Annotated in this window: 17 protein-coding genes; 12 read left to right on the forward strand and 5 right to left on the reverse strand. The window is 65.9% G+C overall.

All coding sequences use genetic code 11. From position 1 onward, the window contains the following. Positions 1-183: 183 nt before the first annotated feature. From MYCSM_RS39045 to MYCSM_RS12920, 3 genes are all read right to left on the reverse strand, one after another. The gene (locus MYCSM_RS39045) at positions 184-1143 is read right to left on the reverse strand and encodes a DUF742 domain-containing protein (protein ID WP_015306601.1); all 960 of its coding nucleotides are present in this window, start codon (positions 1141-1143) and stop codon (positions 184-186) included. A 157-nt stretch (positions 1144-1300) separates the two neighbouring features. Further along, positions 1301-1600 (reverse strand): DUF3618 domain-containing protein, encoded by a 300-nt coding sequence (locus MYCSM_RS12915; RefSeq protein WP_015306602.1) that lies wholly within the window; start codon positions 1598-1600, stop codon positions 1301-1303. Continuing rightward, the gene (locus MYCSM_RS12920; RefSeq protein ID WP_041311986.1) at positions 1587-1997 is read right to left on the reverse strand and encodes a phage holin family protein; all 411 of its coding nucleotides are present in this window, start codon (positions 1995-1997) and stop codon (positions 1587-1589) included. Before MYCSM_RS12920 ends, MYCSM_RS12915 begins: the two co-directional genes overlap by 14 nt. A 345-nt stretch (positions 1998-2342) precedes the next feature. Here MYCSM_RS12920 and MYCSM_RS38170 point away from each other — a divergent pair, with 345 nt between their 5' ends. Both MYCSM_RS38170 and MYCSM_RS12925 read left to right on the forward strand, forming a co-directional pair. Beyond that, complete coding sequence (locus tag MYCSM_RS38170) at positions 2343-2855, forward strand: hypothetical protein (protein WP_083906399.1); 513 nt, start codon at positions 2343-2345, stop codon at positions 2853-2855. 235 nt (positions 2856-3090) lie between these two features. Next, the gene (locus tag MYCSM_RS12925) at positions 3091-3960 is read left to right on the forward strand and encodes a L,D-transpeptidase (RefSeq protein ID WP_015306604.1); all 870 of its coding nucleotides are present in this window, start codon (positions 3091-3093) and stop codon (positions 3958-3960) included. On the opposite strand, the gene MYCSM_RS12930 is transcribed toward MYCSM_RS12925, so the two are convergent. Both MYCSM_RS12930 and MYCSM_RS12935 read right to left on the reverse strand, forming a co-directional pair. Next, complete coding sequence (locus MYCSM_RS12930; protein ID WP_015306605.1) at positions 3957-4667, reverse strand: GAF and ANTAR domain-containing protein; 711 nt, start codon at positions 4665-4667, stop codon at positions 3957-3959. The two genes, MYCSM_RS12925 and MYCSM_RS12930, sit on opposite strands and share 4 nt — an antisense overlap. A 75-nt stretch (positions 4668-4742) precedes the next feature. Continuing rightward, positions 4743-5240 carry a DUF1990 family protein gene (locus tag MYCSM_RS12935; protein ID WP_015306606.1) on the reverse strand — a complete coding sequence of 166 codons (498 nt, stop codon included), beginning with the start codon at positions 5238-5240 and terminating at the stop codon, positions 4743-4745. Between the two features lie 37 nt (positions 5241-5277). Here MYCSM_RS12935 and MYCSM_RS12940 point away from each other — a divergent pair, with 37 nt between their 5' ends. From MYCSM_RS12940 to pdxS, 10 genes are all read left to right on the forward strand, one after another. Continuing rightward, positions 5278-6150 (forward strand): aldo/keto reductase, encoded by an 873-nt coding sequence (locus tag MYCSM_RS12940; RefSeq protein WP_015306607.1) that lies wholly within the window; start codon positions 5278-5280, stop codon positions 6148-6150. 21 nt (positions 6151-6171) lie between these two features. Further along, positions 6172-6834 (forward strand): PaaI family thioesterase, encoded by a 663-nt coding sequence (locus MYCSM_RS36715; RefSeq protein WP_015306608.1) that lies wholly within the window; start codon positions 6172-6174, stop codon positions 6832-6834. Continuing rightward, positions 6831-7250: a TIGR02611 family protein gene (locus tag MYCSM_RS36720; protein WP_015306609.1), complete on the forward strand. Its 420-nt coding sequence runs from the start codon at positions 6831-6833 to the stop codon at positions 7248-7250. Before MYCSM_RS36715 ends, MYCSM_RS36720 begins: the two co-directional genes overlap by 4 nt. 79 nt (positions 7251-7329) lie before the next feature. Beyond that, a complete protein-coding gene (thrS, locus tag MYCSM_RS12955) occupies positions 7330-9384 on the forward strand; it encodes a threonine--tRNA ligase (protein WP_015306610.1) in 2055 nt (684 codons plus the stop codon). Positions 9385-9398: 14 nt separating this feature from the next. Next, positions 9399-9971, forward strand: a complete 573-nt coding sequence (locus tag MYCSM_RS12960; RefSeq protein WP_041313929.1) for an HIT family protein — start codon at positions 9399-9401, stop codon at positions 9969-9971. Continuing rightward, positions 9968-10636: a phosphatidylinositol phosphate synthase gene (pgsA, locus tag MYCSM_RS12965; protein ID WP_041311993.1), complete on the forward strand. Its 669-nt coding sequence runs from the start codon at positions 9968-9970 to the stop codon at positions 10634-10636. Before MYCSM_RS12960 ends, pgsA begins: the two co-directional genes overlap by 4 nt. Beyond that, complete coding sequence (locus MYCSM_RS12970; protein ID WP_015306613.1) at positions 10633-11544, forward strand: phosphatidylinositol mannoside acyltransferase; 912 nt, start codon at positions 10633-10635, stop codon at positions 11542-11544. The genes pgsA and MYCSM_RS12970 overlap by 4 nt, the downstream gene beginning before the upstream one ends. 25 nt (positions 11545-11569) lie before the next feature. Then, positions 11570-12754, forward strand: coding sequence for a glycosyltransferase family 4 protein (locus tag MYCSM_RS12975; protein ID WP_015306614.1), 1185 nt, complete (start codon positions 11570-11572; stop codon positions 12752-12754). Further along, complete coding sequence (locus tag MYCSM_RS12980) at positions 12751-13797, forward strand: NUDIX hydrolase (RefSeq protein WP_015306615.1); 1047 nt, start codon at positions 12751-12753, stop codon at positions 13795-13797. The genes MYCSM_RS12975 and MYCSM_RS12980 overlap by 4 nt, the downstream gene beginning before the upstream one ends. Before the next feature lie 115 nt (positions 13798-13912). Continuing rightward, entirely contained in the window at positions 13913-14830 is a 918-nt protein-coding gene (gene pdxS, locus MYCSM_RS12985) for a pyridoxal 5'-phosphate synthase lyase subunit PdxS (RefSeq protein ID WP_198345081.1), read from the forward strand. The last annotated feature ends 1 nt before the right edge of the window (position 14831 follow it).

Here is a 14831-nt window from a genome sequence, read left to right on the forward strand (position 1 = left end):
CCAGAACGGGTGCTCTGAGGGGTCCAATTCGAGCGGTTCGCAGCCGTCTGACCAGCGCAAACGGAATCTTGTCGCTGGCTAAACCGCCTCACACGCGGAAGGTCACTGGTTCGATCCCAGTTGGGACCACAACACGAAATCGCTGCCAGCGCTTGGGACTTCGTCGAGCCCGCGCCCTGCCCGTCAGAGTGCTCGCAGGCCTTCCAGGGTCCTTTTTGTTAGGTCACGCCGTTCGTCGATTGTCATCGAGTCGTCGAGGGTGGCGTGCACCCGCAAATAACCCTGTTTGACGAGGTCGCCGACCAGGACCCGCGTCACTCCGAGCGGCAAGGACAGGCGAGCGGCGATTTCTGCGACTGAGGGGCTGCGCACGCACAACGTCAGGATCTGGCCCCGAACATCATTTCTCGGCCAGCGCGGCGGCTTCGCTGTGGTGTGGGGTACTTCGACCAGAGCCTCGAGTGCCAGTTCAACGCCAGAGTAGGTACGGCCTCTCGTCAGCGCGTATGGCCGGACCAGGTTCGGCACGTCTGCCGATTTGGTTTCCGAGAACCGGTCGTCGGTCCGTTCGCGCTTGCCCCTCGACCGGCGATGCTTGTCGGGGTGCTTCTCCCGAATGTTCTGCAAGAACGCCAACGTCTCGTCGGCGTGCACCGATGCGCGCAACTCGCTGGAGACGACCTTGAGCACGGTGCGGTCGGTGTCGATGACGAATGTGGTCCGTCTGACCGGAAGCAGCCGGGCCAGCAGGCCACGGCGCCGAGTGTGCCGGCTACGCCCGGCCGCCTCATGCGCCACGACAGCTGTACGCAGCTTGGCGAGCTTGCCTCGGTGCACCCCGAACATGTCGGATACCACTCCATCCGCGTCGGAGAGCAGCGGATAGTCGAACGAGCGCTGAAGGGCGAAGTGGGCCTGCTTGTCGACGGTATCGGTGCTGATGCCCACCCGTTGGGCACCCACCTTGGCGAATTCGCTACTCAGGTCCCGAAAATGACAAGCCTGGGCTGTACAGATCGGTGAGGACGCGATTGGAAAGAAGAACAGCACGACCGGCCCTCCGGAAAGGAGCGCGGACAGTGTCCGAGGCCAACCGGTGTGGTCATACAGAGTGAAGTCAGGTGCCTTCTCACCTGCGATCATCGGCAAAGGGTAACGCGGGGAAGCTCTCGCGGAGCATGCCTCGGATAATTCATCGCCGATCGGCTATCAGGCCGGCCTCACCTGGCCGATATGCCGAGCGGTCGTCCGGCTGTCCTGACGGGCGATCACCGCCAGCGTTGCGATCCTTCTGACGAAATCAGCGGCGGCGCCGCCACACCCAAACGCCTATCGCGACGGCACCGAACACGAGCACCCCGATCACCGGCGCACTCACCTTCGGCTGGGTCGCGACCCGTCCCAGGGTGTGGGTTGTCTCGACAACGCGCTCCTTGGTTTCCGTGGCCTTGTCCTTGGCGCGCTGCTTGACGTCCAACTTGTCCGAAAGCGCTCCGACCGTCTCGCCCAATTCTTTTCGGGTGCGTTCGATGTCGGCCTGAATGTCGTCTACACCGGCGTCGGGGCCAGGTTCCGGGCGCGGGGGATCAGGTAGTGCCATGGCGCGCGTCCTTGATCTCTGCGATGTCGGCTTTCACGGTTTCCACAGTTCTCGGCGCCGCCGGAGTGACCTCTTTGGCTTGGCTTCGTCCGCCGAGCGCGGCGACGGCCGCTGCGATGAAAAGCACTGCGGCGACGATGAGCGCGGCCGCCCATACCGGTAGCGCTAGCGACAGCGCCGCAACCGCTGCTGCGATGACAGTGGCCGCACCAAAAAACGCGAGCAATCCCGCGACGCTGAACAACCCCGCACCGATACCCGCATGTTTGGCGGACTCCTGAAATTCTTTCTCCGCGAGCTTCAACTCGTCGCGAATCAGCCGTGACACTTGTGATGAGAACTGGCTCATCAACTCGCCGATCGACAGATCGGCGGCCTGCTTCGACTCGACACTCATTCCATAGAGATGCCCCAGCCTGCTCAGCCGAAACCAAGTGACGGCTGAGCTTCGCCGGCGCAACGTTTGGATAACTGCGGAGCCGTCCGTGGGCGGCAACGCTCGAAAGGCCGGCGTGCTTTCCACAATCCATGCACCTCAGACGGATTTTCGGAGGCGCTCATCACCGGTGGCCGACATCGCGTCCCAACGTCACCTTTTGGATACGGCTCGGTGCGGTGTGGTGCGTGGGGCAGCAGTGACTGCTGATAATTAGCGCGGTCGCTCCCGGCGGCCTCGGTACGGCATGCGGCTGTGCCGGGTGAATTGCGGAATGCTTGAGCGCAAATGAAGGGTTCGACGTCGATGAGGGTCTTTGATCGATTCACCATCACAGTAGTTGCTGCCGGCGCTGGTTTGTGCGGTGTCGCTCTGGCGTTGAGCCCTGAGGTAACGGCCGCGCCGCTGGTAACCGGCGGCAACGATTACGCATGTCTCGAGTCATCAGCAGGTGGGCTCGCCGGCGGAGCCCCCGCAGCAGCCGGTGCCGCCGGTGCGGCCGCCCCGTGCGCCCCGGTTGCTGACATGGCTGGTGTTCCGATGGCCTTGCCAGGACCGATTCCCGCAGCTCCGCCCGTGCCAGTGGCTCCGCCGGTCCCGGTGGCTCCGCCGGTCCCGCTGGCTCCGCCCGTGCCGATCGCTCCGCCGGTCCCCGTGGTTCCAGCCGGCGCGCCGGTCCCCGTTGGTGCGCCAGTGCCCGTCGGCGCTCCAGTTACTCAGATGGGTGGCGCGGGCGGCGGTAAGGGGGAGCTGACTGGTCCGCCGCCGCCGGGAGCACCCGTGGCTGGTGAGCCAATTTGGCCGGGACCCACGAGCTGACGGCGCACTGAGGCCGCCGATCCGAATCTGCCTGTGCTGCAGACCGATCCGCACGCGGACCTGTGCCGCTGGCCCAATCGGCCACTGGCACTACAGGAATCGGTGCCAAGCTCATGCGCTGTGGCCAAAGCGTGATAGATCCTTGATCGAATTGCTAAGGCGCACTTGCGCATCGAAGCCATTACTGCGCCTACGATAAATTGACACTGTTGTAATTTCAAAGGAATCGGAAGCCATGCGTGGGGTTGTTCTGTGTCTAGTCGCAGCGATCGGGCTCAACGCGATTGCGGCTTCAGAGCCGGCCGGGGTCAGCATGACGGCAGCGAACCAGTCGTATAGGTCCGGCGCTGCGACGCACCAGGCGTATGAGCCCGCCATTGCATCGGTTCTCCCCACGCAGGGCCAAGTCGTGGGTGTGGCGCACCCCGTGGTCGTGACGTTCAGCGAGCCCATCTCTGACAGACGCGCGGCCGAGCGCGCGATCGCCATCAAGTCCGTGCCTGCGATGACGGGCAAGTTCGAATGGCTCGACAACGAAGTCGTGCAATGGATTCCCGACCGGCGCTGGCCTGCGCACAGCACTGTCGCGCTTTCGGTTGGCGGCTTGAAGACGGAGTTTGCCACCGGGCCTGCCGTCGTCGGCGTCGCGAACGTCTCCGACCACACCTTCACGGTGACCATCGACGGTGTCGACGCGGGACCGCCTACTTCACTGCCCTCGCCGCATCACCGACCTCACTGGGGTGAGCCCGGGGTATTCCCGGCTTCGATGGGCAGACCGGAATACCCGACGCCAGTCGGCACCTACACCGTGTTGGCCAAAGAACGCGACGTGGTGATGGATTCGAGCAGCGTCGGCATCCCTGTCGATGCTCCCGACGGTTATCTACTCCACGTCGATTATGCCGTCCGTATCACGAGTCGTGGCCTCTTCGTCCATTCGGCTCCGTGGGCCGTCAATTCACTTGGGTATGAGAACGTCAGCCACGGATGTATCAGCCTGAGTCCCGAGGACGCAGAGTGGTACTACAACACGGTCAACGTCGGCGATCCGGTGATTGTGCAGCAGAACAGCATCGAGGTGCCACGAACCGTGTCGGGCTAGCTGTTTGACTGTGCGGTCGCAACAAGTTCCGAAGCGACTTGCACCAGTGGCACATTCGAATCCTGTGAGAGCTTGCGCAGTACTTCGAACGCCTGCACCGCGTTCACCCCGTAGCGCTCCATGATCATGCCTTTGGCCTGGCCTATCGTGTCGCGGCTGGCCAGTGCGCGCTTGAACTGCTCGTCGCGCCGCGCGGCATTCCATGCCACCGACGAATGCGCGGCGAAGATCAAACCGATGTCCCTGGATACCTGGCCGAACGCGTTTGGGGTTTCGGCATAAACATTCAGCGCCCCCATGGTTTCGCCCGCGATGAACATCTGGAACGCCATGACAGATCGAATAGGCGTCTGCTCCAACGCTTCTCGGCGATAGAGGGGGAACCGATCGTCGGTCTCCAGGTCCGCGACGTGGATCGTCTTCTCCTCCCACGCCGCGGTCAGACATGGGCCTTCGCGATGGCGCTGCTGGATCTCGTCCAACAGAATTGGCCACTTGTGCGTTGCCGCGGGGGTGTCGATGTGCTTGGCGTTGCGGGTGACGGTGACGCCTGCGTACTGGGCACCCGGAATCTCCGCGGCGGCATGTTCTGCCAGCTCGGCGATGACTGTGTCGGAATCGGGGTCCGGCCGGCTGTACAGCTGCTGTACGAGTTCGGCTATGCGGAGGTGGGTGCCCTCCACCCCGGTGGAATCGCTCACGGTCATAATCCGATCATCCTTCTTGACTAGGCCTAAGGCTACGCGCAGCTCAACATAAAAGAAGGCGGGATGACCTGGGAGTTACAGCGCCCGCAGATAGCGGTCGGTGACCACCCGTTGAATCACCGAGGTGACCGGCGAGCCCAGCCTGCTCCACCACGTCCCGTGCCGGGAGAATGCCACGACTTCCGCGCGCACCTCGTCGGAAGCAGGGTCGTAGCGCACCATGAACCGTTCCTCGCCCGATTCGGCGTGGCCGGGCAGCGTCCCATAGGCGAAGCCACGGCGGTCGGCTTCGTCCACGACATAGACGACGCGACACGGCGCGCGCACCGGGCCCAGATGCACGATCACGTCTGAACCCACCGCGGCGACGTCGGTCGTCGCCTCGACGCGCAGCCCGGCGCCGCGCAACATGCCCCATCGCATGCCCGCGTCGGCCGCCTCCTCGAACCGGCGTCGGCCCCGCCCGATCACCGCGGCCTTCTGGACGTGGTGGTACCCGGCGGGCAACGGGCCCGCGGTTGCGCCGACTTCGGCGTACGTCAACGGCAGCGCGGCGAGGTCACGCAACTTCACTGGGACAGCCTTTCATCCTCGGCGTACGGTCGGAAAAATGACCACGCAAAGCGTCGCGCAAGGATCGGGAACCTTCGGTATCGGCGGCGACCTGACGGTCAATCGCCTGGGATTCGGCGCGATGCGCCTGACGGGAAAAGGGGTTTGGGGCCCGCCCGATGACCGTGACGAATGTATTCGCGTGCTGCGCCGCGCCGTGGAACTCGGCGTCGACTTCATCGACACCGCGGACTCCTACGGCCCATACATCTCTGAGCGATTGATCCGCAAGGCGCTGCACCCCTACGACGGCGTCGTCATCGCCACCAAAGCCGGGCTGCTGCGCACCGGGCCCGACGAATGGCCGCCACTCGGCTATCCCGCATACCTGCGCCAGCAATGCGAGATGAGCCTGCGCCGTCTCGGTGTCGACAGCATCGACCTGTTTCAGCTGCACCGCATCGATTCCAAGTTCCCCGCAGAGGATCAGATCGGCGAACTTGTCGCGCTGCAGCAGGAGGGCAAGATCCGCCACATCGGCCTGTCCGAGGTAAACGTCGATCAGCTCGAGGCCGCGCAGAAAACTGCGACCATCGTGTCGGTGCAGAACATGTACAACATCACCGTGCGCTCCGCTGAGCCCGTGCTCGAGGCGTGCGAGGCGGGCGGCATCGGATTCATCCCGTGGTTCCCGCTGGCCGCAGGGCCGCTCGCCGCGCCGGGCGGACCGCTGCAGCGCATCGCCGACGACCACCACGCCACGCCGTCCCAGCTGGCGCTGGCATGGCTGTTGAAGCGCTCACCGGTGATGCTGCCGATTCCCGGGACGTCGAAGGTCGCGCATCTGGAGGAGAACGTCGCTGCCGCAGAGATCGAGCTGTCCGACGAGGAGTTCGAGACCTTGAGCAAAGCCGGGTCCGCCAGCGGATGAGTTAGGCAATACGGTGGCCGTGTGGCTACGGAGAGCAGGAGCGAAGCGACTGGAGAATCGGTCCCGGAATTCGCAGAGGAACATCGCGGCGGCGATTTCAGCCCGATCGAGCCCACCCTCCACGGCGGACCTGACTACGGTCGGTTCGTCGAGGCCGTCCGCACCCTGCAGGACCATGCGCGCGCCGCGGACGCCCCCGACGAGGTGATCACCCAGGCTGCCGACCTGATCGAGGCCGCTTCGAAGCTGCTGGCGCCCTACGACGCCGACGAGTGGTCATCGCCGTCGGGCCGGCGAATGGACCTGCCGAACCGCGGCAGCGTGCTCAGCATCCCCGGCGACTACCACAAGACCGACGGCGAACGGGTGGTCGGCACTGTGTGCTTCCGCCGCTTCCACCTGGGCCGCAACGGTGCCGTGCACGGCGGATGCATCGCGCAACTCTTCGACTCACTACTCGGCTACAGCACGTTCCGGCTCACGAAGAGCCTCTATCAGCGCACCGCGTTCCTGCACGTCGACTACCGAAAGATCGTGCCGATCGAGAAGGAACTACAGGTCGACGCCGGTGTGGATCGCGTCGACGGCCGCAAGATGTTCATCACGGGCCGGGTGCTCGATGGCGATACCGTGCTGGCCGAGGCCAACGCGCTGTTCGTCAAGCTGAATCCGGGCCAGCCGTGAAGGCCTCGGATGTCAAGCGGCGCTGGGCGCGGTGGCGCGACCGGCTGCGCGACCGCCCGAAGGCCGAATTCGGCTACCGCATTGCCGTCGCGGTCATCGGCCTTGCAGTGCTCGGTGTGGGCATCCTGGCCATCCCGTACCCGGGGCCAGGCTGGGCGATCGTGTTCGTCGGACTCGCGATCCTGGCGACCGAATTCGACTCGGCGCGAAGGCTTCTCGCCTACACACGCGAACGCTATGACAAGGTGATGGCCTGGTTCAAGTCGCAGGGACTCTGGGTGCAGGTGCTCGGCGCGGCGTTCACCGCCGCCGTCGTGCTCGGCACCTTGTGGTTACTGGGCGCGCTCGGCTGGGCGGCCGGGCTGGTCGGCGTCGAGGCCAAGTGGCTGAAGAGCCCGATTGGCCTGGGGGCATGACCACCCGCACCGATAGCATGGTCGCGTTCAGTGCCGACCCGCGCACCGCCCGTTTCACCGACAGTTTGGAGAGTCACCGATGAGCGCGCCCGCCAGCTCCGCCCTAGCAGCCCCTATCCGGGTCGCTGCCGGGACAACCGCCGGGGCAGCGGTTCGTGACGCCGGGCTGCCGAGCCGGGGCGCCGACGACGCGATCGTCGTCGTGCGCGAGGCCGACGGGCGGCTGCGCGACTTGTCGTGGACGCCGGAGGTTGACGTCGAGGTGACGCCGGTCGCCGCCAACACCGACGACGGCCGCAGCGTCATCAGGCACTCGACCGCGCACGTGCTCGCGCAGGCCGTGCAGGACATGTTCCCCGAGGCCAAACTCGGCATCGGGCCGCCGATCACCGACGGCTTCTACTACGACTTCGACGCGCCGCGGGCGTTCACGCCCGAGGATCTCGAGGCGCTGGAGAAGCGCATGCGCCAGATCGTTAAGGAAGGCCAGCTGTTCTCGCGGCGCGTGTACGCGTCCAAAGAGCAAGCGCGCGAAGAACTTGCCAACGAGCCCTACAAGCTCGAGCTCGTCGACGACAAGTCCGGTGACCCCGAGGTGATGGAGGTAGGCGGTGACGAGCTCACCGCCTACGACAACCTTAATCCCCGTACCCGCGAACGGGAATGGGGCGATCTGTGCCGCGGCCCGCACATCCCGACGACGAAATACATTCCGGCGTTCAAGCTGACCCGCAGCTCCGCCGCGTACTGGCGCGGTGACCAGAACAACGCCAGCCTGCAACGCATCTACGGCACCGCGTGGGAGTCGCAGGAGGCCCTCGACAAACACCTGGAGTTCATCGAGGAGGCCCAGCGCCGCGACCACCGCAAGCTCGGCGCTGAGCTCGACCTGTTCAGCTTTCCCGACGAAATCGGTTCGGGCTTAGCGGTTTTCCATCCCAAGGGTGGCATCATCCGGCGCGAGCTAGAGGACTACTCGCGGCGCAAGCACATCGAGGCCGGCTATCAGTTCGTCAACAGCCCGCACATCACTAAGGCGGAGCTGTTCAAGATCTCCGGCCACCTCGACTGGTACGCCGACGGCATGTTCCCGCCGATGCACCTCGACGCTGAGCTCAACGATGACGGCACCGTGCGCAAGCCGGGCCAGGACTACTACCTCAAGCCGATGAACTGCCCGATGCACTGCCTGATCTTCCGATCGCGCGGGCGGTCGTATCGGGAACTTCCGTTGCGGCTCTTCGAGTTTGGCACGGTATACCGCTACGAGCTGTCCGGCGTGGTGCATGGGTTGACCCGGGTGCGCGGCCTGACGATGGACGATTCGCATATCTACTGCACCCGCGAGCAGATGCGCGACGAGCTGACCTCACTGCTGCGTTTCATCCTCGAACTGCTTGGTGACTACGGCCTGACCGACTTCTACCTCGAGCTGTCGACCAAAGACCCGGACAAGTTCGTTGGGTCCGACGACATGTGGGAGGAAGCCACCAGCGTGCTCGCCGAGGTCGGCGCCGCGTCCGGGTTGGAGTTGGTGCCTGATCCGGGCGGCGCGGCCTTCTACGGCCCGAAGATCTCGGTGCAGGTCAAGGACGCGCTAGGCCGCAGCTGGCAGATGTCAACGATCCAGCTGGACTTCAACTTCCCCGAGCGCTTCGAGCTGGAATACACCGCGGCCGACGGCACCAGGCAGCGGCCGGTGATGATCCATCGAGCGCTGTTCGGGTCGATCGAGCGCTTCTTCGGCATCCTCACCGAGCATTACGCCGGCGCGTTCCCGGCGTGGCTGGCACCGGTCCAGGTGGTCGGCATCCCCGTCGCCGACGACCACGTCCCGTACCTGAACGGCCTTGCGACGCAACTGAAGATGCACGGTGTGCGGGCCGAGGTGGACGCCAGCGATGACCGGATGGCCAAGAAGATCGTCAACCACACCAACCAGAAGGTGCCGTTCATGTTGGTGGCCGGCGACCGCGACGTCGAGGCGAACGCCGTGAGCTTCCGCTTCGGTGACCGCACGCAGATCAACGGGGTACCCCGAGACGATGCCGTCGCCGCGATCGTCGAGTGGATCGCCAGCCGCGAAAACTCCACTCCGACAGCCGAACTGCTCAAGGTGGGCACCGCGAAGTGAGTCGCGATGAGCGCTTGCGCGAAGAGCAGACGTCGGAGTCCGACGACCGCACGATCGTCGACCACGGCGTCGGTGAGCCCGACCATCTGCAGCGGCTGTGGACGCCGCACCGGATGTCCTACATCGCCGAGGCGCCGATGAAGGGCGGCTCGGCGGCGTCCACCGAGCCGTTCACGGACATCCCCAGGATGCCCGACGAGGAAGGGCTGATGGTGGCCCGCGGCGAGCTGGTGTACATCGTGCTCAACCTCTACCCGTACAACCCGGGACACTCGATGGTCGTCCCGTACCGGCGGGTCTCCGAGCTGGAGGACCTCACCGCCGAAGAGAGCGCCGAACTAATGGCGTTCACGCAGAAGCTGATTCGCGTGATCAAGTCGGTATCGCGACCGCACGGTTTCAATGTCGGACTCAACCTCGGCAGTTCGGCAGGCGGGTCGCTCGCCGAACACCTGCACATGCACGTGGTACCGCGGTGGAGCGGCGACGCGAACTTCATCACGATCATCGGCGGCTCGAAAATCGTCCCGCAGTTGTTGCGTGAGACCCGCGAGTTGTTGGCGGCCGAGTGGGCGAAATTGCCGTGAGCAACTTCTACCTGATGACGCGCGCCGCCTACGCAAAGCTGTCCAAGCCGGTCGCGAAGGCCGCACTGCGAGCGGGCTTCACACCGGACAGCATCACCATTCTCGGTACGGCGGGGACCGTGCTCAGCGCGCTGACGCTGTTCCCTATCGGTCAACTCTGGTGGGGCGCGTTCGCGGTGTGGATTTTCGTGCTCGCCGACATGCTCGATGGGGCGATGGCGCGCGAGCGCGGCGGCGGCACCCGCTTCGGCGCGGTGCTGGACGCCGCCTGCGACCGCATCGGCGACGGCGCGGTGTTCTGCGGGCTGCTGTGGTGGGCGGCGTTCGGCCTGCGGAGCACGTCGCTGGTGGTGGCCACGCTGATCTGTCTGGTCACCTCGCAGGTCATCTCCTACATCAAGGCCCGCGCCGAGGCCAGCGGGCTCTCTGGTGAGGGCGGCCTCATCGAGCGCCCCGAACGGCTGATCATCGTGTTGGTCGGCGCAGGGCTCTCCGGGGTGTGGTTCCTGCATGTTCCGTGGCTGCTGCACGTGGCGATGTGGGTGCTCGCAGTGGCCAGCCTGGTGACCGTCGGGCAGCGGATGCACAGCGTACGGACCTCGCCCGGCGCGATGGACCCCCTGACCAACACCGACGCGGCCAACGGCGAGCCGGGGGAGCGATGAATCCGCTCGACGGCCAGCTCTCCGATTTGGGCTACGCCGCGGGCTGGCGAGTGGTGCGTGCGATGCCGGAGTTCATGGCGCGCAACGTGTTTGACGCGGGTGCGCACTACGCAGCCCGCGGTGGCGGGCCCGCGCAGCTGCGCAAGAATCTGGCACGCGTCATCGGGGTTTCGCCGGACAGGGTGCCGGACGGGCTGATTCGTGCTTCGCTGGCGTCTTACGCGCGGTATTGGCGAGAGGCGTTCCGGTTGCCCTCGATGGATCTCGAGAAGCAAGGCCAGTTGCTTGACCGCCACTTCGGGGGTCAAGAGCGCATCGCCGCCGCGCTCGATGCCGGCCGCGGCGTAATCCTCGCCCTGCCGCACAGCGGGAATTGGGACATGGCGGGGGTGTGGTTCGTGTGGAAACACGGCACCTTCACGACGGTCAACGAACGGCTCAAGCCCGAATCGCTGTACAACCGGTTCATCGCCTATCGCGAAAGCCTCGGTTTCGAGATGTTGCCGCTGACTGGTGGCGAGCGACCGCCCTTTGAGGTGTTGGCGGAGCGGTTACGCGCCAACCGCCCGGTCTGCCTGATGGCCGACCGCGACCTCAGTCGCAACGGGATACAAGTCGACTTTTTCGGGGAACCCACGCGGATGCCTGCCGGGTCGGCGAAGCTCGCGATCGAGACAGGCGCCGACCTCCTGGCCGTGCACTGCTGGTACACCGCCGACGGATGGGAATTCAGCACGAGCCCCCCGCTGGATACGACGTCCGGAGATGTCGGCGTCATCACCCAGATGTTGGCCGACCGATTCGCCCGGAATATCGCCGCGCACCCGGCCGACTGGCACATGATGCAACCGCAGTGGATCGCCGATCTCTCCGACGAGCGTCGGGCGAAATTGGAGTCCCAACGATGAGCGCCCGCCCGAAGAAAAAACCCTGATGCGCATCGGCATGGTCTGCCCGTATTCGTTCGACGTCCCAGGCGGCGTCCAATCCCATGTGCTGCAGCTCGCGGCGGTGATGCACGGGCGCGGCCACGAGGTCAGCGTGTTGGCGCCGTCGTCACCGCATGTGGAGCTGCCGGACTACGTGGTGTCCGGCGGCAAGGCGGTGCCGATCCCGTACAACGGCTCGGTCGCCCGGCTGCGGTTCGGACCTGCCACCCATCGCATGGTCAAGCGCTGGCTGGCCAGCGGCGAGTTTGACGTGTTGCACCTGCACGAGCCCAATGCGCCGAGCCTGTCCATGCTGGCGTTGAACATCGCCGAGGGCCCCATTGTTGCGACGTTCCACACGTCGACCACAAAGTCGTTGACGCTCACCGTGTTTGAGCCCATTCTGCGGCCGATGCACGAGAAGATCGTCGGCCGTATCGCAGTATCGGACCTCGCGAGGCGATGGCAGATGGAGGCGCTGGGCAGCGACGCCGTCGAGATCCCCAACGGCGTCGATGTCGGATCATTCGCACACGCGCCGCTGCTCGACGGCTACCCGCGGCCCGGCAAGACGGTGCTGTTTCTCGGCCGCTTCGACGAACCCCGTAAGGGCATGGAAGTACTGCTGGGCGCGCTGCCGACGCTGGCGAAGCGGTTTGGTGACATCGAGATCCTCATCGTCGGCCGCGGCGATGAGGACGAACTGCGTGCGCGCGCCGGGAAACTGGCCAAGCATCTGCGCTTCCTCGGTCAGGTCAACGACGCCGAGAAGGCGTCGGCCATGCGCAGCGCCGACGTGTACTGCGCACCGAACATCGGCGGCGAGAGCTTCGGCATCGTGCTTGTCGAGGCAATGGCGGCGGGCACCGCCGTGGTGGCCAGCGATCTCGACGCGTTTCGCCGCGTCCTCGTCGACGGCAAGGCCGGGCGGCTGGTACCGATCGACGATTCCGCCGCGCTGGCCGCGGGGCTGGTCGAGGTGCTCGACGACGACGCGCTGCAAAAGGACTATGTGGCGGCCGCGACCGAAGCCGTGCATCGCTACGACTGGTCGGTGGTGGCGCGACAGATTATGCGCGTCTACGAAACGGTCGCCGGATCCGGAGTGAAGGTCCAGGTGGCCGGATCGGCGGGCCGCGGCGCTGGGCCCACGCGCGAAGCGCAGGGGACGACCGGGGGGACTAGGTGATCACCTGGGTCGTGATCGCTGCGCTGGCGGCGCTGGCCGTGGTGGTGGTGTTGGTCGCGGCGTGGGCGTATCAGACCGCGCATCGGCTGGACCGGCTGCACGTCCGCTACGACCTGTCCTGGCAGGCCCTGGATGGGGCGTTGGCGCGGCGCGCTGTGGTGGCTCGCGCCGTCGCAGTCGAGGCCTACGGCGGTGGTCCCGACGGCAAGCGGTTGGCGGCGTGGGCCGACGCCGCGGAGCGGGCACCCCGAACGGCGCGCGAGGCCGCCGAGAACGACTTGTCGGCGGCGTTGGCGCTTGTCGACCCGGCGTCGCTGCCGGTGGCGTTGGTCGCCGAGCTCGCCGACGCCGAGGCGCGGGTGCTGCTGGCCCGTCGCTTCCACAACGACGCAGTCCGCGACACCCTCGCGTTGCGGGAACGGCCCGCGGTGCGCATCCTGCGGCTTGGCGGAACCGCCGCGCTGCCAACGTATTTCGAGATCGCCGAGCGCGCGGAGGCCTCGCCAAGGGAAGTGGGGCTGGTCAATCGGCGGGTGTCCGCGCGCGTCGTGCTGCTCGATGACGACGGCTGCGTCCTGCTGTTCTGCGGATCGGATCCCGCGATCGAGGCCGGGTCAGAAAACCCAGCACCGCGGTGGTGGTTCACCGTCGGCGGGGCCGCCCAGCAGGGGGAGACGCTGCCGCAGGCGGCCGCGCGTGAGCTCGAGGAGGAGACCGGGTTGCGCGTCGAGCCGACCGACATGGTCGGACCGGTGTGGCGGCGCGACGCCGTCATCGACTTCAACGGGTCGGTCATCCGCAGCGAGGAGATGTTCTTCGTGCACCGCACCCGTCGCTTCGAGCCATCGGCGGCCGGTCGCACCGGACTGGAGCGGGCCTATATTCACGGCCATCGCTGGTGCGATGCGACAATGATCGCCGACCTAGTCGCCAAGGGTGAAACCGTCTATCCGCTGCAGCTCGGTGAGCTTCTCGAGGAAGCGAATGCACTGGCCGATGCGCGGGGCGCAGTGCCGCGCCGGCAGCTGCAGTCGATCCGCTGAGACAGCACCGAAGCTGCGGATCCTTTTGTATTTGCCGTCACCTTTAGACTGGATCAGTAGCGATTTGAAGGAGATAGCAGTGGAATCCGGTGGGCAGGAGCGCAGCGACCGGGGAATTAGCGGCGCAGCTGGATCGAACGGGTCGGCTAACAGCCAGACCGGGACGGCGCGGGTCAAGCGCGGCATGGCCGAGATGCTCAAGGGCGGCGTGATCATGGACGTCGTCACCCCCGAGCAGGCCCGCATCGCTGAGGGCGCAGGTGCCGTGGCCGTCATGGCCCTGGAGCGGGTACCCGCCGACATCCGCGCTCAGGGCGGGGTGTCGCGAATGAGCGACCCCGACATGATCGAGGGCATCATCTCCGCGGTCACGATCCCGGTGATGGCCAAGGCCCGCATCGGGCACTTCGTCGAGGCGCAGATTCTGCAGAGCCTCGGCGTCGATTACGTCGACGAGTCCGAGGTGCTCACCCCGGCGGACTACACCAACCACATCGACAAGTGGAAGTTCACCGTGCCGTTCGTGTGCGGTGCGACCAACCTGGGCGAGGCGCTGCGTCGCATCACCGAAGGCGCGGCGATGATCCGCTCCAAGGGTGAGGCCGGCACGGGCGACGTGTCCAATGCGACCACGCACATGCGTCAGATCGGCGGTGAGATCCGTCGGCTGACATCGCTGTCGGAAGACGAGTTGTACGTCGCCGCAAAGGAATTGCAGGCGCCCTACGAACTGGTCGTGGAAGTGGCGCGGGCAGGCAAGCTACCGGTGACGATGTTCACCGCCGGTGGCATCGCGACACCCGCGGACGCGGCGATGATGATGCAGCTCGGCGCAGAGGGCGTGTTCGTCGGATCCGGCATCTTCAAGTCCGGTGACCCCGCGGCGCGGGCCGCCGCAATTGTCAAGGCAACGACTTTCTATGACGACCCCGACGTGTTGGCCAAGGTGTCACGCGGGCTGGGCGAGGCCATGGTCGGCATCAACGTGGAGGACGTGCCAGCCCCGCATAGGCTTGCTGAACGGGGCTGGTAGA

Source organism: Mycobacterium sp. JS623, assembly GCF_000328565.1.
Taxonomy (GTDB): Bacteria; Actinomycetota; Actinomycetes; order Mycobacteriales; family Mycobacteriaceae; genus Mycobacterium.

Coding starts and splice junctions, on each gene's coding strand:
- MYCSM_RS38170 (WP_083906399.1), top strand. CDS start 2,343: ATGAGGGTCTTTGATCGATTCACCATCACAGTAGTTGCTGCCGGCGCT.
- MYCSM_RS12970 (WP_015306613.1), top strand. CDS start 10,633: ATGAATCCGCTCGACGGCCAGCTCTCCGATTTGGGCTACGCCGCGGGC.
- MYCSM_RS12975 (WP_015306614.1), top strand. CDS start 11,570: ATGCGCATCGGCATGGTCTGCCCGTATTCGTTCGACGTCCCAGGCGGC.
- MYCSM_RS12920 (WP_041311986.1), bottom strand. CDS start 1,997: ATGAGTGTCGAGTCGAAGCAGGCCGCCGATCTGTCGATCGGCGAGTTG.
- MYCSM_RS12925 (WP_015306604.1), top strand. CDS start 3,091: ATGCGTGGGGTTGTTCTGTGTCTAGTCGCAGCGATCGGGCTCAACGCG.
- MYCSM_RS12915 (WP_015306602.1), bottom strand. CDS start 1,600: ATGGCACTACCTGATCCCCCGCGCCCGGAACCTGGCCCCGACGCCGGT.
- MYCSM_RS39045 (WP_015306601.1), bottom strand. CDS start 1,143: ATGATCGCAGGTGAGAAGGCACCTGACTTCACTCTGTATGACCACACC.
- thrS (WP_015306610.1), top strand. CDS start 7,330: ATGAGCGCGCCCGCCAGCTCCGCCCTAGCAGCCCCTATCCGGGTCGCT.
- MYCSM_RS12930 (WP_015306605.1), bottom strand. CDS start 4,667: ATGACCGTGAGCGATTCCACCGGGGTGGAGGGCACCCACCTCCGCATA.
- MYCSM_RS12940 (WP_015306607.1), top strand. CDS start 5,278: ATGACCACGCAAAGCGTCGCGCAAGGATCGGGAACCTTCGGTATCGGC.